Annotated in this window: 24 protein-coding genes; 7 read left to right on the top strand and 17 right to left on the bottom strand. The window is 43.1% G+C overall.

Annotated elements, in window-relative coordinates; all coding sequences use genetic code 11:
• Window positions 1-83: 83 nt before the first annotated feature.
• From UFB30_RS01570 to UFB30_RS01525, 10 genes are all read right to left on the bottom strand, one after another.
• Entirely contained in the window at window positions 84-536 is a 453-nt protein-coding gene (locus tag UFB30_RS01570) for a hypothetical protein (protein WP_322419914.1), read from the bottom strand.
• Window positions 536-1,336 (bottom strand): DUF3100 domain-containing protein, encoded by an 801-nt coding sequence (locus tag UFB30_RS01565; RefSeq protein WP_322419913.1) that lies wholly within the window; start codon window positions 1,334-1,336, stop codon window positions 536-538. Before UFB30_RS01565 ends, UFB30_RS01570 begins: the two co-directional genes overlap by 1 nt.
• A gap of 12 nt (window positions 1,337-1,348) precedes the next feature.
• The gene (locus UFB30_RS01560; protein WP_322419912.1) at window positions 1,349-2,620 is read right to left on the bottom strand and encodes a TRAP transporter large permease; all 1,272 of its coding nucleotides are present in this window, start codon (window positions 2,618-2,620) and stop codon (window positions 1,349-1,351) included.
• The gene (locus UFB30_RS01555) at window positions 2,598-3,128 is read right to left on the bottom strand and encodes a TRAP transporter small permease (RefSeq protein WP_322419911.1); all 531 of its coding nucleotides are present in this window, start codon (window positions 3,126-3,128) and stop codon (window positions 2,598-2,600) included. Before UFB30_RS01555 ends, UFB30_RS01560 begins: the two co-directional genes overlap by 23 nt.
• 57 nt (window positions 3,129-3,185) lie before the next feature.
• Window positions 3,186-4,208 carry a TRAP transporter substrate-binding protein gene (locus UFB30_RS01550; protein ID WP_322419910.1) on the bottom strand — a complete coding sequence of 341 codons (1,023 nt, stop codon included), beginning with the start codon at window positions 4,206-4,208 and terminating at the stop codon, window positions 3,186-3,188.
• Complete coding sequence (locus tag UFB30_RS01545) at window positions 4,205-5,533, bottom strand: M20 family metallo-hydrolase (protein WP_322420534.1); 1,329 nt, start codon at window positions 5,531-5,533, stop codon at window positions 4,205-4,207. The genes UFB30_RS01550 and UFB30_RS01545 overlap by 4 nt, the downstream gene beginning before the upstream one ends.
• 124 nt (window positions 5,534-5,657) lie before the next feature.
• On the bottom strand, window positions 5,658-7,433 hold the full coding sequence (locus UFB30_RS01540) for a helix-turn-helix domain-containing protein (RefSeq protein ID WP_322419909.1): 1,776 nt from the start codon (window positions 7,431-7,433) through the stop codon (window positions 5,658-5,660).
• 181 nt (window positions 7,434-7,614) lie between these two features.
• On the bottom strand, window positions 7,615-8,610 hold the full coding sequence (locus UFB30_RS01535) for a zinc-binding dehydrogenase (protein ID WP_322419908.1): 996 nt from the start codon (window positions 8,608-8,610) through the stop codon (window positions 7,615-7,617).
• Between the two features lie 14 nt (window positions 8,611-8,624).
• Window positions 8,625-9,074 (bottom strand): ATP-binding protein, encoded by a 450-nt coding sequence (locus UFB30_RS01530; RefSeq protein ID WP_322419907.1) that lies wholly within the window; start codon window positions 9,072-9,074, stop codon window positions 8,625-8,627.
• Between the two features lie 11 nt (window positions 9,075-9,085).
• Window positions 9,086-9,391 (bottom strand): hypothetical protein, encoded by a 306-nt coding sequence (locus UFB30_RS01525; RefSeq protein WP_322419906.1) that lies wholly within the window; start codon window positions 9,389-9,391, stop codon window positions 9,086-9,088.
• Between the two features lie 122 nt (window positions 9,392-9,513).
• On the opposite strand from UFB30_RS01525, the gene UFB30_RS01520 reads away from it, so the two are divergent.
• A complete protein-coding gene (locus UFB30_RS01520; protein WP_322419905.1) occupies window positions 9,514-10,305 on the top strand; it encodes a TIGR00266 family protein in 792 nt (263 codons plus the stop codon).
• 42 nt (window positions 10,306-10,347) lie between these two features.
• On the opposite strand, the gene UFB30_RS01515 is transcribed toward UFB30_RS01520, so the two are convergent.
• Window positions 10,348-10,776, bottom strand: coding sequence for a hypothetical protein (locus UFB30_RS01515; protein ID WP_322419904.1), 429 nt, complete (start codon window positions 10,774-10,776; stop codon window positions 10,348-10,350).
• A gap of 110 nt (window positions 10,777-10,886) precedes the next feature.
• On the opposite strand from UFB30_RS01515, the gene UFB30_RS01510 reads away from it, so the two are divergent.
• Window positions 10,887-11,603 (top strand): 3-ketoacyl-ACP reductase, encoded by a 717-nt coding sequence (locus UFB30_RS01510; protein WP_322419903.1) that lies wholly within the window; start codon window positions 10,887-10,889, stop codon window positions 11,601-11,603.
• 223 nt (window positions 11,604-11,826) lie between these two features.
• On the opposite strand, the gene UFB30_RS01505 is transcribed toward UFB30_RS01510, so the two are convergent.
• The 4 genes from UFB30_RS01505 to rlmN all read right to left on the bottom strand — a co-directional run bounded on the left by UFB30_RS01505 (window position 11,827) and on the right by rlmN (window position 15,627).
• Window positions 11,827-12,423, bottom strand: a complete 597-nt coding sequence (locus UFB30_RS01505; RefSeq protein WP_322419902.1) for a class I SAM-dependent methyltransferase — start codon at window positions 12,421-12,423, stop codon at window positions 11,827-11,829.
• A 19-nt stretch (window positions 12,424-12,442) separates the two neighbouring features.
• A complete protein-coding gene (locus tag UFB30_RS01500) occupies window positions 12,443-12,943 on the bottom strand; it encodes a hypothetical protein (protein WP_322419901.1) in 501 nt (166 codons plus the stop codon).
• An 11-nt stretch (window positions 12,944-12,954) separates the two neighbouring features.
• A complete protein-coding gene (locus tag UFB30_RS01495; protein WP_322419900.1) occupies window positions 12,955-14,439 on the bottom strand; it encodes a GGDEF domain-containing protein in 1,485 nt (494 codons plus the stop codon).
• Between the two features lie 126 nt (window positions 14,440-14,565).
• The gene (rlmN, locus tag UFB30_RS01490) at window positions 14,566-15,627 is read right to left on the bottom strand and encodes a dual-specificity RNA methyltransferase RlmN (RefSeq protein ID WP_322419899.1); all 1,062 of its coding nucleotides are present in this window, start codon (window positions 15,625-15,627) and stop codon (window positions 14,566-14,568) included.
• 206 nt (window positions 15,628-15,833) lie between these two features.
• Here rlmN and UFB30_RS01485 point away from each other — a divergent pair, with 206 nt between their 5' ends.
• Window positions 15,834-16,946 (top strand): glycerate kinase, encoded by a 1,113-nt coding sequence (locus tag UFB30_RS01485; RefSeq protein WP_322419898.1) that lies wholly within the window; start codon window positions 15,834-15,836, stop codon window positions 16,944-16,946.
• A 70-nt stretch (window positions 16,947-17,016) separates the two neighbouring features.
• Window positions 17,017-18,003: an LLM class flavin-dependent oxidoreductase gene (locus tag UFB30_RS01480; protein WP_322419897.1), complete on the top strand. Its 987-nt coding sequence runs from the start codon at window positions 17,017-17,019 to the stop codon at window positions 18,001-18,003.
• Between the two features lie 133 nt (window positions 18,004-18,136).
• Here the strand turns inward: UFB30_RS01480 and UFB30_RS01475 are convergent, their stop codons facing one another.
• Window positions 18,137-21,796, bottom strand: coding sequence for a DUF8508 domain-containing protein (locus UFB30_RS01475; RefSeq protein ID WP_322419896.1), 3,660 nt, complete (start codon window positions 21,794-21,796; stop codon window positions 18,137-18,139).
• Window positions 21,797-22,068: 272 nt separating this feature from the next.
• Here UFB30_RS01475 and UFB30_RS01470 point away from each other — a divergent pair, with 272 nt between their 5' ends.
• Window positions 22,069-22,434, top strand: coding sequence for a PH domain-containing protein (locus UFB30_RS01470; protein WP_322419895.1), 366 nt, complete (start codon window positions 22,069-22,071; stop codon window positions 22,432-22,434).
• Between the two features lie 38 nt (window positions 22,435-22,472).
• Here UFB30_RS01470 and UFB30_RS01465 read toward each other — a convergent pair whose 3' ends face one another.
• Window positions 22,473-23,057, bottom strand: a complete 585-nt coding sequence (locus tag UFB30_RS01465; protein ID WP_322419894.1) for a TetR/AcrR family transcriptional regulator — start codon at window positions 23,055-23,057, stop codon at window positions 22,473-22,475.
• Window positions 23,058-23,290: 233 nt separating this feature from the next.
• Here UFB30_RS01465 and UFB30_RS01460 point away from each other — a divergent pair, with 233 nt between their 5' ends.
• Together UFB30_RS01460 and UFB30_RS01455 are read left to right on the top strand one after the other, a co-directional pair.
• A complete protein-coding gene (locus UFB30_RS01460; protein ID WP_322419893.1) occupies window positions 23,291-24,187 on the top strand; it encodes an ABC transporter ATP-binding protein in 897 nt (298 codons plus the stop codon).
• The gene (locus UFB30_RS01455) at window positions 24,184-25,788 is read left to right on the top strand and encodes an ABC transporter permease (protein WP_322419892.1); all 1,605 of its coding nucleotides are present in this window, start codon (window positions 24,184-24,186) and stop codon (window positions 25,786-25,788) included. Before UFB30_RS01460 ends, UFB30_RS01455 begins: the two co-directional genes overlap by 4 nt.
• Window positions 25,789-25,897: the final 109 nt, after the last annotated feature.

Here is a 25,897-nt window from a genome sequence, read left to right as displayed (position 1 = left end):
ACGCTTCAATCACCAGCTGTGCAGAAACAACAATGGACTTTAACAAAGCGTTTATATTAAATAACCCTCTCAAACTCATTTTCTTATATAATCCCTTGAAACCGCAGTACGACTTCTGCGATCAAAGCTGAACCTAAAAATGTTCCAAGCAGAACAAACATTGCAACTACAATTGTCCGCCATCCAAGCTTTACAAAATCCGTCCATGAACGGCCGATTGCGATACCTGCATAAGCTAATATCGGCGTTGTAAGTGCCAGCAGCTGGACTTCCGATGTCCACGCAACCACTGTTGAAGAACCCGGCATCCATGGCATTGAAGCCAAAATACCGATGATCGCAATGTATGCAACACTTGGAATTTTATAAGGAAGTGCTCTTTGGATGATCAGACCTGCAAGACAAATGACAACAAGAACAAGCATTCCGGGAAGTGCTGAAAGCGGCATAACATCATAGCCAATCCAGTTAGCTGCCAATGAGACAACCGCAAAAATGCTTAATAGAATGATCCACTCCTGAATATTTTTCAACATTATGACTGCCCCTTCCCCGCTTTATTTCTGGTCATCAGCTGATACATTTTCTCAGTCAGCGGAAGTCCGATCAGCATACTCATATATAGACCGGTAGAAAGTGATAACAGGTTACTGGCACCCGCAAATGCAATAATGTCGTTCTCAAACTCAGGGAAAGAGCCAATCAGGGACCCACTTGCAGCAGCCATCATACTTCCACTTCCGATACCGGATGCCATGGCGAATGAAAGTGGGTGCAGAGGTGTCAGCGTAGCAAGGAACCCTGCAATCAATCCCATGAAAACAGCGCCAAAAACAGTACCAAAAATGTAGATAGCCATTACACCCCTGCCTTCAGGAGAGTTAAAACCATACTTATCCATAATCAGACCAACGTTTGGTTCTCTTGCAACGGAATGAGTCATTCCGATACTTTCCCGTTTAAGTCCAAGCAATACTGCTAAAGGAAGTGCAAGCAGAATTGTCCCTAAGTTACCAAACTCCTGCAGCAACAGCGCAGGTCCCGCTTCAATAATTTGCGGGAGTGACGGTCCGATCACCACACCAATTTTGGCAATCAGAAGTGTAACACCCAGCACAATTAACGGTTCAGCATTTTTTGACTGCTTTTCTTTTACCGCCGGTGTGAAATAAAGTCCCAGCCCGATCAGCAGTGCATAAAGCATCGGTAAAAGCAGAACAACTCCGGGACCGACTGAAAACTCATGGGTACCAATGAACTCAGCAAATACCACGATTAAAAACACAATGACGTGAAGACGCCAATCTTTCCAGATACCTAAATGAACCTGACTCATATTATTCCCCCCTTATTCAAATAACGCTGGCAGACCGAGCGTTAAATATGGAATATACGCAAGAAGCAAAACGACAATGATCCCTGACACAAAGTAAGGGAGGATATCTTTTATTGTCTTTTCAATACCAACTTTTGCGATATAGCATGAGATGAATAATGTGGCACCTACTGGTGGTGTGAACATCCCAAGCGCAAGTGAAACGAGCATAACAATTGAAAATTGAATTGGGTCCATTCCGATCTCAGCCGCAATCGGGAAAAAGATTGGAATGAATAAAAACAGGTTCGGTACCAGCTCCATGATCATGCCTGCAAGAAGCATAATTGCAATCAGAACTAAAATCAGGGCCCATCCCGGAAGTCCAAGGCTGTACAATGCATCTGAAATCATGCGTGGAATTCCTTCCGATATGAGAACCCAGGTAAAAATCATAGACGTACATACTGTAACCATCACGACACTGGTACCGTGAACAGTCTCTTTCAGTGACTGGTAGATGTTTTTCCAGTTTAGACTCCTATACACAAATAAACCGACAAGGAGGGCATATACAACTGAGATTGCAGCAGCTTCTGTGGCTGTCGCAATACCCATTACAATTGATCCTAAGAGAATCACAGGTAAAAGCAGTGCCCATGACGCTTTACGAATATGATAGAAAAACTCTTTAAAAGTGGGCTTCTCTTCGCGTGGATATCCCCGCTTAACAGATAAAATCACAGTTGTAATTAAATAAATGATCCCGACGAGAATACCGGGGATAATACCAGCGATAAACATTTCTGCAATTGATAAATTGGCCAGCCAGGCAATGATGATCATTGTGCTGCTCGGCGGTATGATAATACCTACAACGGAACTCGAAGCGTTGATAGACGCAGCAAATGATGCACTGTAACCTCTTTTTTTCATTTCAGGAATCAGTACACTCCCGGTGGATGCAGCATCAGCTACTGATGAACCTGACACACCGGCCATCCCCATACTTGTCACGACGGATACACACCCAAGCCCTCCTGGCAGCTGTCTGACCATTGAATCGGCTACATTAATTATTCTTTGTGCAATTTTGCCGTGAATCATCAAGTTACCGGCAAGAATAAAAAATGGAATTGCGAGGAAAGCGAAAGACTGTGTATTGGAAAAAAAGCGCTGTGAAAACATTTCAAGTGGAATACCCGCTACAAGAATATACATTAACGCTGAAGCACCCATTGCAAAAGCAATTGGTACTCCTAATACGATTAGCAGAAAAAAACTAATTACCATGATCCAGATCATCGAGCATCTCCTCCTCATCTGGAACTTCTAACTTACCAAGTACAATCATCACAAATTGATAGATTAATATAAGCGAAATAACTGCAAATGATACACTTACTGATGTGATCAGCCATGTTTTTGAAATTCTTAACACCGGCATGACCTGACTTGCTGTATTTTCTCCCATACGATAAGCCGAGAAAGACATGTAGACAGAAAAAAACAGCATGACTAATTTTGAAAAAGCAAAAACCCATCTCTGAACTGCTTTTGGCATCAGATTTCTAAAGAAATTAATTGATAAATGCCCTTCATTTTTTGTCACTGAAATGGCAGCAATAAAAATCACCCATGGAAATAACAAAAGTGTTAATTCATTTGAAAAAACCAGGGGTAAGTCAAATACGTACCGGCTTAACACTTCTCCAAATACAACAGCCGTCAACACGACCATCATCACAGAAGCAATCAGATCCAGTACATCAACAATCCGGTCAATCCATATTTTTTTATGAACAGCTGACATGCGTCTGCCTCCTTTTTCAAAAAAAGCGGGGCTCACTCAGCTGCCCCGCTCCTGGCTTTATTGACGATATTCCTCTAAGAACCCTTGAATATCCTGAATAATTTCCGGTCCCATGATATCTTCGACTTCCTTGTAAACCGGCTGTGCAGCTTCCTGGAATGCTGCCAGATCAGGTTCAGTTACTTCCACGAACTCTTCCTGTGCACGCTCGAAATACTCCTGCTCACTTTCTGCTACAACTTCACGTGAGGCATCACGTGCTTTTTCAGCACCTTCCATCACAATCTGCTGAAGGTCTTCATCAAGACTATTAAATACATCCTGATTCAAAATCATATAGCAGTAGTAGTATGTGAAGTTTGTCATTGCGAGATAATCCTGTACTTCATGCATATTCTGATCAAATATATTTAACAACGGGTTAAATTGTCCATCAATGACTCCCTGTGAAAGACCGCTGTAAAGCTCTGTGTAAGCCATTGTTGATACTGAAGATCCAAATGCTTCAAATGTTTCTATTAAGCTCGCATCGTTTGGTGAACGCATGCTCAGACCTTCAAGATCTGCGGGTTCATTAATTGGGCGGACATCATTTGTAATGTGTGTAAAGCCCAGCTCTGTATCTGTTAATGCGACAAACCCCTGGTCGGTTGCTTTTTCTCTTAATTCAGTTCCAATTTCACTATCAAGCACTGCGTGTGCTTCTTCAGCTGTTTCAACAATAAAAGGTAATGAGAGTGCTGCATATTCAGGTACTACATTCGCAAGTTCATTTGCTCCTGGGATCGCCATTTCCAGTGCTCCCACCTGAACTGCTTCTATCATTTCAGGAGATGAAGCATACGTTTCATTCGGGAAGAATTCTATTTCAATACGGCCATCTGACTCTGCCTCCACGTACTCTTTAAATGCAATCGCCGCTTCACCCTTCGAATCTCCCTCTTCTCCTGAGTTCCAGCCGAGCTTCCACTGATACTCTGCTTCCCCTGATCCACCTGCGCTATCTTTGCTCCCACAGGCAGACAAAGTAAGCGCACCTCCAAGCATCATTGTTACTCCAGCTAACTTAAACTTCTTCATACAAGCTCACTCCTGTCTGTTTGATCAATTTTTTCGAGCATATGTTTTAAAACATGAATCGTTTCTACACAATGTTCTAAAGAAGACCATTCCTTCGGGTTATGACTCACACCGTGCTTACTGTTTGTAAAAAGCATGGCTGTCGGCACGTAACGTCCCATTACCATGGCGTCATGACCTGCTCCGCTTGGTAAATAAAACGCTTTTTCACCTGTTACATGAGCTGTACTTTCAGCTGCAATCTCCTGCATGGTTTCCGACAGTTTTACCGGAGTAACATTCAATGTTTCCTGAACGTCAACTGCAATGCCATGCTTTTCTTCTAACTCGGTTAATAATAATCTCGTTTTTTCTACAATCTGATTTTTTAAATCTTTGTCTATATCACGAATATCAGCAGTCAGCTTCACCTGACCCGGTATGACATTAACACCGTTCGGTAAAACTTCAAGCTTCCCTACTGTGGCAACGCCTGAACTGCTGACCTGACCCGGAATATCTTTGAGCCTGGAGACAAATTCTCCGGCTGCAACAAGAGGGTCTTTCCTTCCGATCATCGGTGTATTTCCTGCATGACCGGCATCACCATTGAACGTAATTGTCAGCCATGATGGACCGGCAATACCGGTTACGACGCCTGTTGAAAGATTTCTTTCCTCAAGTTGTTTGCCCTGCTCAATATGCACTTCTACATAAGCTTTTATTTTATCGAGTGAACGCTTCGACTCACTAAAGTTTTTGAGTGAAAGACCGTGCTGTTTAAGGACTTCTTCAAAAGGGGTACCGTTGTAGTCTGTAAGTTTCATCTGCTTAGTCATATCCACTTCTCCAGCCATTGCCCTGCTGCCTGTCAGTCCACCGTTAAAGCGTGCGCCTTCTTCGTCTGTAAAAATGACAACTTCATAGTTTGTTTCAGGCACGTATCCTGTTTCCTTCCACGCCTGTGCAACTTCCAAAGCAGCAAGTACGCCAAGCGGACCGTCAAAATGACCACCATTCGGTACACTATCGACATGAGACCCTGACATAATTGACTGGCTTTGATCTTTGCCGCGAAGTGTACCGAACACGTTTCCTGCTCCATCTTCATATATGGAAAGTCCGGCTTCTTTCATCCAGATTTTAACCAGCTCTTTTGCTGCACGTTCTTCGTCAGAAAATGACATCCGGTTACTGCCCTGCTCTTTTGTTAATCCGATTCTGGACAGTTCAGCAAGCCTCTGAGCTACTCTTTTTCCGGAAATACCCTCCCGATCCAGTGCTGCAGGATATTGGTGAAGCAATCTTGATAAAAATAATTTTGAAAAACTGGCTTTTGCCTGCATTGCCACTTGATCACCTCTTTATCTTTGTAATAGTTGAAATTATAAAATAAGTCAGACTATTTTATAATGTCTATCACAGACAAAGATTTGTATTTTATTTTGTCTTTTAAAGACAACCATTTCACTATCTTTCCAGGAAACTATCAATATTTACCGCTAATTGCAGCTCGAATGCTTCTTTTCCTTGAATAGCTTGTAATCCGAGTACATCCTTAATCAGCTTCAAACGGTACTTCACCGTATTCACATGAATAAATAATGCTTCAGCAGTCAATTTCATATTCTGATTCAGTTCAAGATAAACACTCAATGTAATCATCAGACTGCCATTATGCGCTTGATCGAACTCTTTTAATTTTCCAATTGTATCTTCTACATACGCTTCAAGCTCACGGGCTTCTGTTTTCAAAAACAATCGCTGAAAACCGAGCTCAAAATAAGCCAAAAGAGAGCTGTCTTTATTTTTCGTCAGCAGGTAATCTACACATTTAGACGCATCATTAGCAGATATCTTAACTTCCTCAAGCTGCTGAACAGCTCTCCCGATTCCTATAAGGACCGAAAGACCGGCCAGCTGTCTTACCTCCTCTACCAATTGAGCAAACAAAATTCTAATCCGTTCGTAAGCTGAAGATTCATCTATATATTCCGGGTATGCGAACATAAAAATCATATCCAGGTTCTGATCAAGAATAAACGCTTTATAAGGAAATTGTGACAATTTCCTTGCGATCACACGCAGCAGCATTTCTTTTTTAACGGAGATTTCTTTGAGAGACAACAGCGCCTCTTCTATCGTTAATTGAACCAGAAAAAAACGCCGGCCTTCTATAGCGCCGGAAGTTGTGCGCGCAATTTCATTAACAGTCAATTCATCAAGCTTTCCATACAGTAGCTGATCGAGCACATAACCTGAATACGTCAGCGCCTCATAGGAACTTTTATCACGACGGTTCATTTCAAGCGCGAAGATCATAGAGGCCTGTTCAATCGCAAATTGGTCCAGTGGATCAAGCACTTCTCTTTCATCCAGATAGATACAAATCAATCCCATTGCGCGCTGATCAGTCCGTACAGGAAAAAAATAAACTCTTTCCTGCATATCACCATCATTGACTTGGCATACAGACCCTTTGTCCTGTGACATCCCACTGGTCAGTTCCTGCGGGTATTGCTGTATCAGCAGTCGTGCTCTGGCAGAAGCATGCTCACTGGAAGCCTCAAGTAAATCAAAGAACTCATTAAAAACAATGACTTCCGCATGTACAAGCGAAGCCATCGTTTTTGTAATTTCCTCAAGCCCCCCCTGTGAAAGCGATACTCTGCTGAGCGCTTCATGAACCCTTTGTGTTCTTTCACTTTTTGAGAAGAGCGTAGCATTTTCAATTGCAATCACCGCCTGTACTGCAAATGTTTCAAGCAGCTTTAAATCTTGTGCATTAAAAACTACATTTTCATCATATATGTCTACAGTCAGGACACCAATACAACCCTTTTTTGTGATTAGCGGCACGCAAATCGCACTTGCCGGATACTCCATATCCCCGCGTGCTTTTGAATAGTATTCTTTTGTTTCCTCGTTGATATCCGTCATACCTTTTAACGTATCGTCATGTGTTGAAAAAATCCTGCCCTGCTGAGATAAAAAGGTTTTTCCACTCATCCCTTCACCCGGTTCAAGCAGCGCGTGCTTCAAATACTTCATGTCAAAACCTGCTGCGGCTTTCGCATAAAGCTTCCCGATTTTTTCATCATATAAAAAAAGGACACTTGCATTTGACCCGTCGATGACATTCAGAACTTCTTTAATCAGCTGGTCCAGCACTTCGTCTATGTGAAGAGTAGAAGTCATTGCCTGCACTGAATTAATTAAGCTCCGAAGTTGTTTTTCAGTATCCATTTCTATCCCTCCATTATTACCGTTAACTTTTGAATCATCATACACGTAAGGCTGTAAACTGAACAGTTGATTTTTACCAGACTTATTCCTTCTGAACGCAAAAAATACCCAGGCAAGTGGTATATTCCATTTAAGGAATGACTCACTCGCTTGGGCAAATATTGTTTAACAATTATTTAAATCAATCACTGATTTTAAACCCGATCTTCCCCAGCTGTTCAGCTTTCTCAATCCGCTCAAATGCAGCTTTGTAATCTGATAAACCATATACCTGATCCACCACAGGATGAATCTGATGCTTTTCAATAAATGCAATCATCTCATCAAGCTCTTCTGCACTACCCATTGTAGAGCCTAACAGGTTTTGCTGACCATAGAAAAAGTCGCGCAGGTTGATCGTCACTTCGTCGCCTGCCGAGGCACCAAAAGTAACGATTGTACCTCCTTTTCTCAGCTGCTTTAAAGACTTATTAAAGGTTGCTGCACCGACACATTCAATGACAAGATCCATCTTTGTGCCATCCAGTGCCTGTTCCCAGTCTCCTTCACTGTCGATGGCATGATCAGCACCAAGCTCAAGTGCTTTCTGACGCTTTTCTTCTGAACGGGAAGTCACATAGACTGTTGCGCCTGCTGCTTTGGCAAATTGAAGAAGGAACGTTGCGACACCGCTTCCGATTCCGGGAATCAGTACCTTCATCCCTTCCTTCACCTGACCGCGCGTGAACAGCGCACGATACGCTGTCAGACCCGCAAGTGCAACAACACCTGCTTCTTCCCAGCTGAGGTAGTCAGGCTTTTTAACAGCGTTATCGGCAGGCAAAACAATACTCTCAGCAAATGTACCGTGACCCGGCAGTCCGACAATATCAAATTCCGGCGGGGGTGCATCCGTATTATGTTTCCAATTGATCCCCGGGTTTACAATGACCTCGTCACCCTTACTGACATTTGTTACACCTTCACCGACTTCTTCAATGATACCTGCTCCATCTGAGCCTACAACAAGCGCAGGATCTTCTTCACTGTGACGGGTTAATACAAATAAGTCACGGTGATTCAGACCGGCTGCTTTCAGCTTAATACGCACTTCCCCCGCCTTTACTTCCTGCTGATCCAGATCCCCGTATGTAAGACCTTCCATTCCTTTTGTCCCTTTATGATAAACAGCCTTCATGATCAAAACCCCTTTCAGAATTGAGTATTTTCTTCAATCGTTAAGCATTCTTTTCCTTTTCGCACGACAGATTTACCGTTTAAAAAAGAATAAGGTCCTCCCTTACCTTCCACTGTCATAATTAACAGCTGACCTGTTCCGTAGTCAAGTTGAACGATGTCAAATTCAGCAGATAACGGCGGAACCGTTTCCTGTAAGATCCGTTCATGGAATGACTCAATATCAAGGTTTTCCGGCACGCCTAAAATCGTTTTGCCATGACCTTTTACGCGATCAGCAATCCCGAAAACAACGCTGCCGCCTCCGCCATTCGCCATACAGATCGCATATTCAACCATTTTCCGGACATTATCTTCTGTCTTTATACTCCATTGTTTAAAATCCAGGTCCTGTCCTTCAAAATCATCTGCAACATGAGCGTCCAGTCGCCCGATCAGCTGCATAATCTGATGAATGGATTTCATCATTATCACCCTCAGCCATTTGAAATAAACGGAATTATAAAGCTTGCGATCAGTATAACTACTGCAGCTGCAATAGACGGAGTAAAGAACAGGACCGCTTTTTCAAAACGCGGACTGTAATGTCCATTACTTTCAGTCACTGCATGCGCTTCTCCCATATTAGAAGAAAGGCCGCCGGATGAACTGAAAAAGAATGCTGCTGCTAAGATCACAATTCCCGTGAACTGCCATTCCATGAACGTAAATCTGACCAGCAGATAAGCTGCAGCTGTCATCAGAACCAGAAATACGACAAGCCAGATCAAGTAATTTTTCATCGCTACCCCTTTCAAATGCTTTATGATGTATTTCTTCCCTTTATAGTTTAACAAAAACATATTCAGATTTTTCAGCAAAATAGGTTATGATTGAAGAAATAATGAAAAGGAGTGAAGGCAGTATGAATAATCATGAAATTGATTTCAAGCTTTATGGAGACGACATGCAGTTTGTAGAAGTGGAGCTCGATCCGCAGGAAACAGTCATTGCTGAAGCCGGAAGTCTGATGATGATGGACGATTCAATCAGAATGGAGACCATTTTCGGAGATGGTGCAGCATCCTCAGGCGGACTGATGGGTAAGCTCCTTGGTGCAGGGAAACGTGTATTAACCGGTGAAAGCTTATTCATGACTGCCTTCACAAACGAAGGAAGCGGGAAAAAGCACGTCAGCTTTGCTTCACCTTACCCAGGCAAAATTATTCCGCTTGATCTCAGCACAATTGACGGCAAATTAATCTGTCAAAAGGATGCTTTTTTAGCAGCTGCAAAGGGTGTATCCATCGGTATTGAGTTTCAGCGGAAAATTGGAGCCGGTTTCTTCGGTGGTGAAGGATTCATTATGCAGAAGCTTGAGGGAGACGGAATGGCTTTCGTTCATGCAGGCGGAACCATTCATAAAAGAGAATTAGCCCCTGGCGAAATGCTTCGTCTTGATACAGGCTGCCTGGTCGCGATGACTGGCGGGATTGACTATAACATTGAAATGGTAGGCGGGATTAAGACTGCGATGTTTGGTGGAGAAGGATTATTCCTTGCTACATTGCGCGGACCTGGTACGGTGTGGGTTCAATCTTTACCATTCAGCCGTCTCGCAAGCCGCGTTTTCTCCGCCATGCCGCGTAACGGCGGGTCGAAAGGTGAAGGAAGCGCAGCAGGCGGCCTTTTCGATATCCTTGGTGGTGACAGATAATCATGCAAAAGCCTTTCAAGGACACTCCTTGAAAGGCTTTTATTATTCTCCATATATTTCTTTATAAGCAAGTACTTTCAATGCTTTTAACTCTTCTTCAGTTAAAGATTGTTCAAGCTTTTGAATGACTTCCTGCTCTGACAGGTTACCTGATTCCGCATCAGCCTGAATCTGCTGAAGCTCACCGATTCCCACTTTCTGAATCATCACACGTGTTGCTTCAGCTCTTGTTGTAAAAGCCAGATCTTCATCATCCTGTGCAGCTTTCGCATCTTCAAGGTAGCTGCTTAATACTGGGTCCTGCTCTATATATGTCTTCACCTGATCCATTTCACCGGTCTCCTTCATATCAGAAGTAACCGAGTCAACCACCTGATCAGCTGCCATTTCTGTGCCAAAATAATAGACGGCATACAGGCCTCCGCCAACCAGTGCAGCAAAAATCAATAAACCAATTAACAGTTTCTTCATTTTTTCACCTCACCAGCCATTATACAGAAACATCCTTTTATCTGCATGTTTTCAGAGATGATATGATGTGAATAACATAGATAGAAACTGATTCAGAAAGGATGAACAATATGCAATCTTTAAAAGGTAAAAAAGCCATTATTACAGGCGGCAGCCGCGGGATAGGTGCTGCAACAGCAATAGAACTGGCGAAAGAAGGTGTAGATCTCGGAATCATCGGGAGGTCTGAGGAGCATCTGAAAAACATAAAAGAGAAGCTGAGTGAATACGGGATAAGTGTAGAAACTGCTGCAGCTGACGTCAGCTATGAAGCGGATATTCAGCATGCCATCACAGAACTGACGGACAAGCTTGGACAGGTTGATATCCTGATTAATAATGCCGGGGTCGGTGTCTATGGGGAATTTCTGAAGCTCTCGACAGATGACTGGAGCAAGGTATTGCAAACGAATGTAATGGGCATCGTGCATACCACAAAAGCGGTGCTGCCGGGTATGATCGAACGTCAAAAAGGTGATATTATTAACATTTCTTCCATGTCAGGATTAAAAGGCACAAAAGGATCAAGTGCATACAGTGCATCAAAATTCGCTGTGAACGGCCTGACTGAATCACTGATGCAGGAGGTTCGTCCGTACAATATACGTGTCTCCACCATTACACCAAGCCTGGTTGAAACTGACTTAACACGCGGGCAGGATGGAGAACGCAACCCTGATAAATTCACACAGGCCGAAGACCTTGCAGAATACATCGTCAGCCTGCTGAAGCTTGAACAGCGATCATTTATCAAAACCTCCGCAATCTGGGCGACAAATCCGTTTTAATTATACCTTTCTTTAAAAGATATAAAACTGGGTTTTTACAGAACAGACCGTTCATAAAGTCCATCTTAGTGAAGCGAAGCGTAAGGCGGGGACTCCGGAGCGATTAGTGGGAAGCTGAGACCCCGCAGCCTAAGGCGAGGAGGCTCAGCAACCACCGCTCGGAAAGCCTCCACCTGAAGCGCAGCGAAACGATTACAACATTAACTCCACCTCACTAAAACCTTTACTCTCCATACTCAAAAACCACAAAACGCTCATTATGATTATTTTCTACCAATCCCGGAACCGGAATCTGCTGTGTCAGATGAAAAGCGGAATGCTCTTCAATATGATGAATGTATTCAACAGTTGGATAATACAAAATAATCGTGGCCTGTCTTGGATGCTTCTCAAGAGATGATGAGATCCGGCTAAGCACAGCTGAAAATAACTGCAGAGAAAATGGATTAAAGAAATAAAACACATCCTGATCCGCTTTCACTTCATACTTCTCCGCATAGGCACGTTCAAACTGAATGCTGCCTTTTTTCAGCTTTCGTTTAGCCAGATAGGATGCCTGGTTTTCAAGCGCTGCCTGATAAAGCCTTGGGTTCATCTCAATACCTGTCACATCAATCCCAAACCGGTGATGAAAATAAAATGAAACCCGCCCTTTCCCACACCCATAATCCACTAAGCTCCTGCCTTTTAGTGAATAAGCTTCACTTAAAGCCTCGAGCCCTTCGTAAGGTGTCGCTTCATAGCGGTTATGATGAATCGAGGAACTGACTGTTTCAAGCAGACTCGACGTCCGGATTGATAGCTGTTGATCGTTTATCATGAGTCCGCCTCTTTTCTTTTTATTCTGGCATTTGATCCGCTTTAAATTGCATTTTATGAAACACTTCATCTTTAATCTCATACAGTGTTTGCAGATTGCTCGCAATATAAGAGCTGACTGTTAAATACTCTCTGTCAGTCAAATGAGACTCTGAGGAAAGTCGGTCCAGCGCAGGAAGCCTGAAATCTTTAATCGGCAAATAAGCCAGATCAAAAGGATGACTGCCTTTTGTGACAATGACTTTTACGCCTTTGAGCCTTGGGAAAAACATAGAATGATAGTCAAGCTTCAGTAAGATATCCTGCTTTTCAGCAAGCTTCAGCTGAGGTAAATGACTTGGAAGTGCTGTAAAGAAGACCATCTGTTCATATGAATAGACCAACTCATTCAGAGAGAGCCCAAGCCGCTTAGCTGTACGATCCGCTTTCACTCTGAGCGAACGCAAGTACATCGGTCTGGTTGTAATCAGAAAGACGATCGTGAATGCAATAATATTCATTAGCAATAATGCATAATCCATCTATATACCTCCTAGGTGACTGCCACGCGGTTTTTACCGCGGTCTTTTGCTTCATACAGCGCCTGATCCGCAAGTTCTACGACATCAAAAGGATCCATTGAACCATCAGATGCAGCGACACCCAGGCTGACCGTCAGCTTTCCTTTCGGCTGTAATTCTCCTTTTGGAAAAACTGTTTCTTCCACCCTTTTACGGATTCTTTCTGCTACCATATACGCTTTATCCTTTGTTGTACCCGGGAGTAAAATAACGAACTCCTCCCCGCCAAAACGATAAGCAAGATCATCCCCTCTGAGACTATTTGAGATGACTCCCGCAAGCTGAACAAGCACCTCATTACCGAGCATATGTCCATTGGTATCATTATAATTTTTAAAGAAATCAATATCTAATAGAATAATTGAAAACGACCTGCTGCAAAACTCATCAGATAAAGACTGCTGAAATGCACGCTGATTATAAAGATTGGTCAATCCGTCCTTAAGAGCCATCCGTTCAACTGATTCATACTGGCTCGCCTGCTGAAGCGCAATAGCTGCCTGTGTAGCAAGCGGGGTAACGATGTCGACATCATGCATATTAAGCGGCTTCTGGTTCACGAGGTTATCGATCATAACAACTCCTGACTTTTCGCCCTGATGAATAAGAGGAATCACAGCAAACTCCTGCAGATTAAGCTTATGTTGAAAATGCTTCATCAGCTCATCGTTTTCATCTATCTTTTTCACAAGCATTGGATGACCCGAGTTCATCACACTAGTCAGAAAGCTGTCTTCTGTCAGCGGAATGGTCATATCCTGCACAATTTCATTTAATAGTTGATCTGCCTTCTCTTCTTCTTTTTTATCAATTAAATCTGCCAGGCCATAGCGGTTAACCGTGATATTCTCCCAGATCTCAAAGCCTTCTTCCGCCCGAACCGGCCCTGTGGCCATGATACCCTTTAACGTATGCTTGTCTTCTCCGAGCAGAAAAATCATTGCGCGGTTATAGCCAAGCCCGTGTCCTGCTGTCATAGATGTCAGGATCGTTTCGAGCAGGCGCTTTGTATTAAACGTTTGCTGCATGGCCTGACTGACATCCTTTGTCACATTCAGCTGTTTTGAATTAATCGTCAGGATCTCAAGCCAGTGATCGCGCTGACGGCGTATTTTTCTGACATAAAATCTGACTGCATAAACGGATGATGCAAATAAAAAATAGGCGGTATAAACACTAAGTTCCACCTGCCCTGTAGTGATCCATAGATATAATGATGCAAGTCCTGCTGCAATCATACCTCCACTGAAATGAAAGCTGATCACAGTTGCCGCAATGACAAATAAAAGCAGCCAATGGGTGTGTGAAGGTGAAACAAGCCACTGCTCAAGAAGAACCAGCAGTACTGTCGAGATGACAAATATTAATCTGTTTATGTATCCGTTTACGAAGAAGCGAAGTGTATTAGCAAGAAATGCTGTAATAATAAAGGCTGCCGTTAAAAATAGTCCCTCCATCACCGTTCCTCCAAATAGGTCATTTGTCACATTTTTATTATAATACATGGAAGAGACGGTTTTCAATAGAAATAAGTATAGCTTCTAAAAATTAGAAAAAGCCTGGAATTTTCCAGGCTTTCAAATTTATACTGCTGATTTTTTAATCTGCTTACTGCGCAGCTGTCCGCATGCCGCATCAATATCAGTACCATGCTCCTGACGTACCACACAGTTAATGCCGCCTTTTTTCAGCGTATCATAAAACTTCATGATGTTTTCCTGCTTGCTTCGCTCATACTGGATATGCTCATCAACCGGATTGTAAGGAATCAGGTTCACATATGCCAGGTGACGCTTGTTGTAAAGCATCTTCGCAAGCTGTTCTGCTTCTTCCACATGATCATTTACATCATGTAAAAGAATGTACTCAAACGTAATTCTGCGATTTGTTTTTTCAAGGTAGTAATCGATCGCTTTCATAAGCGGCTCAATTGGATATGCACGGTTAATCTTCATGATGCGTGTACGCAGCTCATCATTCGGTGCGTGAAGAGACAGTGCAAGGTTTACCTGCAGGTCTTCATCTGCAAAGTCATAAATCCGGTTCGCAAGACCACTTGTTGAAACCGTGATATGACGTGCCCCGATGCCCAGACCTTTCGCTGAATTCACGACGCGCAGGAAGCTCATCAGGTTATCATAGTTATCAAACGGCTCTCCGATTCCCATGACAACGATATGACTGACGCGGTCACCATCGCCTTTTTCATCCATATACTTCTGAACGCGCATGATCTGTTCAACAACTTCACCGCTCGAAAGGTCACGGCTCTTCTTAAGCAGACCACTCGCACAGAATGTACAGCCGATATTACAGCCGACCTGAGTCGTTACACATACTGACTGACCATATTTCTGTCTCATCAGTACGGTTTCAATCAGGTTTCCATCCTGAAGTTTAAATAAAAATTTCACAGTGCCGTCCTGTGAATCCTGACGAATCTGAAGATCCAGTGTCTCGATGACAAAGTTCTCTTCTAGTAACTCACGGCATTCTTTATTGACGTTCTTCATATCTTCAAAAGTTGTGACTCTCTTACGATAAAGCCAGTCCCAAATCTGTTCTGCACGAAACTTCTTTTGACCATGTTCCATAAGCCAGGCAACAAGTTGCTCCAACGTTAATCCATAAATGGAAGTTTTCATTTTTACCCTCATTTCGAAAATGACATTCATCCTTCATTGTACGATGGTTGCACCATTAATTGCAAGGGATTATCGAAAACAAATCACACAACCGTCACTTTTTCAAGTGGAAATTGATCATAATCAGAAATTTCTTTTTTTAAGCGCTTTGTCTCATTCAGCCTGATACAATATAGCCAATCGCACTGAATAGGAGCTGACTGATTATGAAAATTGTCATTGCACCAGATTCATTTAAAGGCAGCCTGAGCGCTTCAGAAGCAGCGCTGGCAATGAAAGAAGGGTTTCAACTCGTTTATCCTGAAGCTGACTATGTACTTCTTCCGATGGCAGATGGTGGTGAAGGCATGCTTGAGCCGTTTTCATTTAAAAAAGGGATCATCCCAATGGAAGTTACAGTTAAAAATACATACGGACATGATAAAAAAGCGAAAATCTGTATAGATGGAGACACCGCTTATATTGAATCAGCACAGGCGGTCGGTCTTCCGGACTTCACAACTGATGAACTGATACCGATCCAATCTACTTCATATGGCGTTGGCGAGCTGATCCGCTATGCATTGGACCATGGGTGTAAAAAGGTGCTGATCGGCCTTGGCGGAAGTGCAGTGAATGACGGTGGAGCAGGCCTGCTTGAAGCGCTTGGCGCAATGTACACTTACACAGAGACATTTGAAGGCAGCGTTAACCTGGGGAGACTTCCTTATATTCAGCGCGTAGACCTGACAACACTTGACCCGAGACTGAAAGAAATTGACCTGATGATCGCTTCAGATGTGAATAACCCTTTAACCGGAGAAGAAGGTGCTACAGCGATTTTCGGTCCTCAAAAAGGTGTCCGATCTGAAGATATTGCTGTTTATGATCAATGGATTTCACAGTTTGCAGCACTCACTGCTGCGGAACTGATTGATGCACCAGGCGCTGGAGCTGCAGGTGGAATGGGGTTTGCCCTGCTTGCTGCAGGCGGTCAGTTCGCACAGGGTGCAAAACTGATTGGGGAAGAAATGGGACTTCCTGAAGCAGTCCGTAGAGCGGACCTGATCCTTACAGGTGAAGGAAAAAGTGATGAACAGACGATGTATGGGAAAGTGGCTCATTATGTAGCTGAACTTGCAGCTTCATGTGATAAGCCGGTTCTTTTAATATCAGGCAGCCTTGATCATGAAGCTGAAGGTCTCCTGGATCTATTTACAGCAAGCTTTTCAATTATGCATAGCCCCTGCACACTTGATTATGCCCTGACGCAAGCAAAAACACTGACTGCTAAAAGAGCCACTGAAATCGCAAAATTGATTCAGTTGAGGCTTGCGTGAGCAAACCTGATGCAGGTTAAACCGGGATCATGTCATAATTGAGTCATTGAATGATGAGGAGGACTCAGTCATGAAACTTGGAATTCTGGATCAGGTCCCAATGCCTCAGGGATCAGACCCCTCTGATGTCCTGAATGACACCATTGAACTTGCAAAATCCGCTGAAAAGCTTGGCTATCAGCGCTATTGGCTGGCCGAGCATCATAATACTAACGGGCTGCTCAGCGCAGCACCCGAAATTCTGATGACACGAATCGCTTCAGCTACAGAATTCATTAAAGTGGGTTCCGGTGGCATTTTACTGCCGCAGTACAGTCCCCTGAAGGTTGCAGAAACCTTTAAAACGATTGAGGCTTTGTTTCCCGGCCGCGTGGATCTCGGCGTTGGCAGATCTCCCGGCGGAACTGAACGGACAAGAGCCGCATTAACTGACAGCCGTGAAAGTATGATGAGTGCTTTCCCAAGACATCTCGATGAATTGTACGGGTTTTTGCATAATGAACTTCCCAAGCAGCATGAATATAGAATGGTCAAAGTCACACCAAGAACCGGCAGTGCCCCGCCCATATGGGTGCTCGGTCTCTCACCCCGAAGCGCTAAGCTTGCTGCGGAGCGCGGTCTGGGACTGACATTTGGTCACTTTATTAATCCGGATAAATGGGAAGAAACACTCCGGGTATACCGTGAACATTTCAAACCAGGGCAATTTGATGAACCAACTGTAAATGTATGTGTATTTACCGTCTGTGCTGAAACACAGGAAGAAGCTGAGCGCCTCGCACTTACGCAGGATATGTGGCTGCTTAGCATTGAAAAAGGCGATTCACAGGTTCATGCTCCTGAACGCCTGAAAGAGCAAGGACTTACATCAGCTGACCTGGAGAAAATCCGGCATAACCGCAGAAGAATGATTGTCGGGACGCCTGAGAAAGTGAAGACTTCTCTGGAAGAGTTAAGTGAGCGATATCAAACCGATGACTTTTTATTGATTACGAATATATATTCTCCTGAGGATAAGAAGAAGTCTTATGAGCTTATTGCCCGGGAAATGATTTGAACCGCTGTTAAGGCGGTTTTTTTTTAGGAATTTAAATGGAGTGGATGCAATGGTACTGTGGTCTGTTAATTGGGTCAGCTTCATAATGGAGAAACCCCCTGAATCGCAGATTGCGATTTCAGGGGGTTCCTCATTATGATGCTTTCTTACTTTTGCCCTTACCAGGCTTTTCATTTTCAAGCTCAATTTCATTTCCTTCAGTGTCATAAAGCGTCACGCCAGCTTTTTTCGCTGATCCGCGAAGCTCAAGCTTCTGGATATTTTCTGCTCCATAGATGGCTTCAACGTTTTTATGCTGTACAACCACTGATTTTACTTCATTTCCTTCAAAATCATACGCTGCACCAGCTTCTTTTGCATGAAGTGTGATTTCAAGATCTTCAAGACCCTCACCCTCAAAGCTTACGTTCGTGCCGCGAACCATAATTTCATCTGCCTTTAATCCTTTTTCAGCTACAATGTGTACATCATTTTCAAAGATATTTACTTTCTTTTGCTCATAGTCAGCAAGGTTAACAACTTTCTTTTCAGGCTGTGGTTCTTCAATATCCTCTTTAAAGCTGATCTGTGCCAGCAGTGGATCATGGTCAGATGCACGTCCGTGAACTTCCATGAAGTCAGAGTTGATATGAACAATATCAAACGCTGTACGGTCAGCCAGGTTATTACTCACAAGAATGTGGTCAAGCACCTGTGCATTCCCTTCATAGTTGTAAGTGTAGCGCTCTTCTTTTTCCACTCCGTCAATCAGATTCGTCAGTTCTTCACCTTTTAGTGCCTCAATCGGTGCAGCGAATTCAAAATCATTCATATCACCTGCAACGACAATGTTTGCATCGGGTGTCTGTGCCTGCACATCCTGTACAAAGCTGTTAATGATCGCTGCAAGCTCAACACGCTCAGCTTCACTGCCAAGGAATGGCGGCTGATTCTGACCGAATAACGGCTGATCTCCACCTTTAGAGTTCAGGTGAGTTCCAACTACAATCACTTTTTCGCCGTTAAAATCGAATTCCGCAACAACAGGCTTACGTGTGTTCGGGAATTCTGATGGCGCAATACGTCCAGGGTTCAGCGTGAGTTCGCCGTCCACCACATCGATTGCATCATTGGCTCCGCCCTGCTCTCCTTCAGTCAGCTGAACGCGTTCAGGGTTGTAAAGGAAACCGTTACGGATGTTACCTCCCGGCTGTCCGCCGTCCTGCTTATCTTCAGGAATGACCTCAGTATAAGCATACTCAGGACCGCCAAGCGCGATGATGTCATTGATCAGGCGCTGATAGCTTCCCTCTCCTGAAACTGTACCATCGTCTGTTGGACCATTCGTATCCTGTACTTCTGTCAGCGCAATAATATCCGGTGATCCAAGGTCATTAATGAATGAATCAGCAATACGCTGCGCTTTCTCATCACTTGTATTAGAAGTATTTGCTGAGAAGTTCTCAATATTATAAGAAGCAATCGTCAGCTCATCTTCTTTGTATTCAATCGTTGTTGAATCAGGCTCAAGTCCGCCATCAGTGAATGCTGGCATCTGGCCTTTTCCTGCAAGCACTTTATACTTCCCAAAACCGTAGCTCATTACACCAATTGCTGATGTTGATAACTCGTCCCCTGTTTTCACAACAAAATTCTCGTCATCTACATCAATAAACACACGCTCAGGATTAAAGTCATCAGGCTTCACAATCGAACCGCCTGCCTGTGTATAAACTTCATCTCCCTTATTCGGAAGCACTGCAATTTCACCGTACTTCTGAGGACCGCTCGCTGTTCCGCCAGCTACCTCGACACGCATACCTTCAATACTTTCATAAAAGTCAATGCCATCCTCTGCAGGATCAAATTGTGCAAAGTTGTCATTATCAATCACTTCAGTCGGTACTTCAATACCGTTTTCGCCGCCAATAACGACTGGCTCAGGAAGCTCAAGACCTGATGCGATTTCATTAATGTTTGTTGATTCGATCTGTGTTACAGGAAGATCATTGTCAAAACGGTCTCCGTAACCTTCCACATAATACTCTAAAACCGTTCCACTTACTTCTACGTGATCTCCTTCAGCAAGACCATGACTTCTCTGGTATACAAGAATTCCTTCTGAAGTACGAGAGTCTTCATCCGGTGTTAGTGACTGCATATAAAAACTGCTGCTGTTCACTACATACGTGACAATCCCTTCAACATCAGGTACAGACAGTCCCTCATAAGGTGAGAAGTGCGCTGCAGCCTGAATATCGTGAATCTCAATATCATCAGACTGAATCACATAAGTGAATTCAGCAACATCACTTGTTGTCATACCCTCTTTTACAGCAACTGCTTTGAGATCAGTGTTTTCAGTGATTGTTACGCCACCATCATAAAGCGTGCTGTCTTCAGTCGGCTCAGAACCGTCTGTTGTGTAATAAATCGATGCACCTTCAGTTTCTGTTGAAAGTGTAACTGTCCCGCCTTCTGCTACAAATCCGCCGGCAGGGTCAGCTTTCACAGGACGAACCTGATTTGTATCGAAAATCACGTCATCAGCTGATCTTGGAACAATTTGATATGTTCCATTAAACTCTCCAACCACACCATTAACGACTTCATACGTACGGCCTGTCTGAATATCAAGACTTGTTGCCGGACGAATCACAATGTCATTTCCAAATTCATCTGTTCCATAGTAATTACCGCTGCCGGAAGAAGCGATATTGACATTTGAAACAGATACAAGTGTTCCTTCAAGCGCTTCGCTAAGACCAGTTTCAGGAACCGGCTGTGGTGCAGGTGCTTCTTCCTGACCAGTCACAACAACATCCTCAGCCTCAGCTGCGATTTGCGCCAGTCCATTATAATCCTGAAGCTCACCGTATACCGAAATAATATCACCAGGAGTTACGTCAGCAGTTGATCTGACAACAATGCCAGCGCCTGCATTCTGCATATAAATATTGTTCGCACCACCCTGGTTAAATACAGCACTTACTGTACCAGTTGTTGAAACAATTGAACCCACTTCCTGGTTCCTAACGTCTGCAATACTTTCTTCAGCAATGATTGAATACTCATACGTTCTGACGTCACTATCATCCAGTCCGTCTGCAGCAGCATATACGTCAAACGTTGTATCTTCAGTTAACGTGAATGGAGCTGTGTATGCTTCATACTCACCGCCATTTTGAGCAACAAAGATCTCTGCATCAGCAGTTGAAGTAGAAAATGCTACTTCTGTTCCTTCAGCTACCTGACCAGCTGGTACGCTGGACTGTACAGCGGAAACTTTTGTCGGATCTTCGTATGAAGTCCATGCGATGTTGTCGACAGTCAGCTGACTGTTAGAACCCACCTTTTTAAATTGAATGACAAACGGTCCTTCAACATCCAAATCTTCTAAGCTGTAGTTAATTTTTTCACTACCCGCCGCAACGTTAGGAGTTGTCCCAACGAGCACGTCGTTAATATATACTTCTAGTTGACGAGGGTTAGTTGTAGTGAAATCCGCCTTAATATCTAAAGATAGTGATGAAATTCCGCCATCAATCTCAGAAGATATTAAGACACTTCCAGCATCGCGGAACATCATTCCCTTTCCATCAATCGAAGTCGATGCCCGTCCACCTGTATAGTCCCAGTTCACTCCGTTATTTCCCTCAAATGAACCATCCAGATATGATGATCCAGTTTGAGTCCAATTATCAAACGTCTCTGTAAAGCTTGCCGCTTTTGACACAGATGAAAAAGGTGTCAGCAGGCTGAATACCATGACTAAAGCTACAAAAACAGCAAAGTGCTTTTTGTAAGGCTGCATTAATGTATTACCTCCTGGTTATGTATTCGTGCATTTTTAATACTAAAAGAAAAGTTTGGATTTCTCTACAATATTTAGAATCTTTACAAACAATTAATAAGAAAGTCCTTGTAAGCGAATTCAAAATACATTCTATTTACTTATGTAACATCTCCTTTTCAATCCGAATTCTATTTGTGGTTAGCCTTTATATATTTCGCTGTTGAAAACCATTTTCTGGGGGTGACTCTATCGTATGTCTCCATTAATATATAGTTAAGGAGGCTGATAGAATGGCAGATTTAACAGCAATTATGAGCTGGACATTTATTGAGGAAGTAGCAGTTCCAGCTGATCTCGAGGCACTGCTTGTTGAAGGTGAAGAAGCGAAAGTAGCTTATAAAACGGTGCGTGATACAGCGGTAATCACGAATAAACGTCTGCTTATCGCTGACAAACAGGGGATTACCGGTAAGAAAGTGGAAATCTATACGATTCCTTTTAAATCGATCGATATGTATTCATCTGAAAACGGCGGGACATTTGATCTGAACGCAGAGCTTGAACTGTGGACACGCTCCGGGCGCTTTAAGCTGAATGTGAATAAGAAAGTGGATATCAGAAAGCTTGACCGCATTTTAGCAGAAGCAATCTTATAAGAATAAGCCCCGGCATCTCTGATATGCCAGGGCTTATTTTATGATTTCTTTCCGATTACGCCGTAAAAGAATATATTTGTAATGTCTTCAGTTAACGGGAGAATACGCTCGTACACATCTTCACGCTGAAGATAATCCTTTAACATCTGGATATAAAAAAGAATTGCCTCATTGGATAGATGCTGATCCACATAGCCCTCTTTTTTCCCCTCATCAAATAGCCGGATAAAATAAGGTAACGCTTTTTCAGTATAAACTCTTTCTATATAATTACCTTCCTCCGTATATTCTTTCATCAGATACTGATAAAACTCAGGGTGAATATTTGTAGACACCTGCTTTTTATTAAAAATGATCCCCTTCACCTTTTCAGGAAACGATAGATCACTATGCACAATTTCTTCAAACTGATTGGACGCCTGATCCACATAATAAATAAAGACCTCATGTATCAGATTATGCTTACTTTCAAAATAATTATAGATGGTTACCTGAGAAACCTGAGCCTTTTTAGCAATATCAGCAATTGAAACCTTCTGAATCCCAAGTTCACTGAAAAGCTCCATCGCAGCCTGTAAAATATGCTGCTTTTTTAATTCACGTCTGCGTTCAAATCCATTCATGCTGTCACCTCTTTATTCATGACTCTTATTATAGTGTAAACAAAGTTATGAAATATAACAAATAATTTAGTTCATAAAGTATTGTATTTTTATATAAACGGGTATATTATGAAATATATAAAGTAAAATAGTTTAAAACTTTTATGAAATAGGTGTTAGTTAAAAAGCGGGCAACTCTCCCCGTGACGCTTGAATTTCAACAATTTTAAAAATCATATTAAGGAGGGTCTCATATGACCATACTTCACATTGAACATTTATCAAAAAGGTTTGGAAAATTCCAGGCATTGAAAGACGTCAGTTTCACGATTCGCAAAGGAGAAATTTTTGGGTTTATCGGACCGAATGGCGCCGGGAAATCAACAACGATCCGGACACTGCTTGGCATTATTAAGCCGACTTCAGGTGGCGCTTCAATTTTTGGATTAGACGTGTGGAAGGATTCAGTAGACATTCACAAGCGGATTGCATATGTCCCGGGTGACGCCAATTTATGGCCAAACCTGACTGGCGGAGAAGTTATTGATTTATTCTTAAAGTTACGGGACAGCTATAACCCAGAGAAAAAGCAGGAGCTGATTAAAAGATTTCAACTGGATCCATCAAAAAAATGCCGTACTTACTCAAAAGGGAACAGACAAAAAGTGACACTCGTTGCTGCCTTTGCATCAGATGCTGAACTGTTCATTCTGGATGAACCAACTTCAGGGCTGGATCCGCTGATGGAACGTGTATTCCAGGAGTGCGTACTGGAAGCAAAATCTGAAGGCAAAAGTGTATTGCTTTCAAGCCATATTCTGTCTGAGGTTGAACGGTTATGCGACCGGGTTGCGATTATCAGACAGGGTGAAATCATTGAATCAGGTTCATTGGATGAGATGCGCCATCTGACAAGAACAAATTTGGTGGTAGAAACAAGAGCTCCACTGAATGGAATCAGTGATCTTCCGGGCGTACATGATGTAAAGCATACTGAAAAAGGAACGTCACTTCAGGTGGATGCGGAAGCACTGGATATCGTGATTAAAAAACTGAGTACACTTGGTATCACCAGGCTGGAGAGCACACCGCCAACACTTGAAGATTTGTTTATGCGCCACTATGAAGGGACAGGAAGTGATCAGCGATGAGCCGAAAGAATTTTTATCAGACAGGATCACTGATAAAGTTTTATTTACGCGCAGACTTATTAAAAATGATCATTTGGATTTTATCGATCACTGCACTCACCCTACTGACTGCCTGGGCGTTTGAGGACCTTTATCAATCGGAGGCTGAGCGATTTGCAGTGGCGGAAACAATGAGAAATCCTGCGATGACCGCAATGGTGGGGCCTGGATATGGACTTGAAAATTACACAACCGGTCCGATGATGGCCCATCAGATGCTGCTTTTCACTGCCATTTTGGCAGCAGTGATGACGATTCTGCTGACAGCAAAGCATACGCGGGGCGATGAGGAAGATGGCCGTTCTGAAATGATCGGTTCACTTCCTGCAGGCAGACTGGCACCGTTAACTGCTGTATTAATTACAATGGGCATTTCACAGTTGCTGCTGGCACTTTCTCTAGGCAGTTCCTTAAGTATACTTGGAATTGAAACTGTGCCTGTGGGGGATTCATTTTTATATGGTGCAGCAATTGGCGCTACGGGGCTTTTTTTTGCAGGAGTTACAGCGTTTTTTGCCCAGCTTTCTGAAAGCAGCCGCGGTGCCACCGGCTTTGCTTTTTTAGTACTTGGTTTATCATATATCATAAGAGCATTTGGTGATGTGAGTAATGAGACAGTATCATGGTTTTCACCACTTGGATGGACGTTAAAAACTGAGGTGTATGTAAATAACCTGATCAGTCCACTATTTTTACTCGTTGCAGGCAGCCTTTTTTTCGCGGGAACAGCATTCAGTCTTTTATTTAAAAGGGATTTGGGGAGCGGAATGCTTCCTGCAAAACCGGGACGGAAACATGCATCTCCATTCCTTCTCAGTCCATTCGGTCTTGCACTGAGACTGCTCAGAACAAGTATCATTGTCTGGGGAGTTGCCCTCATGGCAATTGGTGCTTCTTATGGTTCGGTCCTTGGGGATCTCGAGTCATTTTTCGGAAGCAATGAAATGTTAAGTAATATGGTTGACCCTGAAAGCGGCCTGACACTGACAGAGCAGTTCGTTTCTATGCTGATGGCAATTATGTCTATGATGGCTGCGGTGCCGGCCCTCATGTTTTTCTTCAAGTTAAAATCAGAGGAAAACAAAAACCGGATGGAGAACATTTATGCCCGTGCAGTTTCCAGACAAAAAGTGTTCCTAAGCTACCTTGCTGTTGCTTTGATATTCGGCTCTCTTATGATGGTCATTGCTACAGTCAGCCTATGGGGCGCCTCTGTCCCTGTAATGGACGAACCCATGCCATTTAGTACAGTGATAACAGCAGGGCTCGTCTATCTGCCTGCAATCTGGGTAATGGTCGGCATCGGAACTTTATTCACCGGCTATAAGCCTTCCATCACTTCTATTGCCTGGGGATATTTAATTTATTCATTTCTCGTTGTGTACCTTGGCGGGTTACTCCAGCTGCCTGAATGGCCGGGTAAGTTATCACCGTTTGGACATGTACCGCAGATTCCGGGTGAAGATCTGAGCCTAATCCCTCTTTTACTTTTGACGCTGTTTGCTGCGATTTTATATACAGCAGGTGTTTACAGTTATAAACAGCGGGATTTGAAAGGATAATAGCTATACTTCACAAACCGTACCCACTTTTTATAAAAGTGGGTATTTTTTATTGTTCAAACAAGACTTTCAGACTATTATTAATAATAAATAAGATTTTATGACATGA

Source organism: Jeotgalibacillus haloalkalitolerans (assembly GCF_034427455.1).
GTDB lineage: Bacteria > Bacillota > Bacilli > Bacillales > Jeotgalibacillaceae > Jeotgalibacillus > Jeotgalibacillus haloalkalitolerans.
This window is presented reverse-complemented; position numbering and strand designations above follow the sequence as displayed.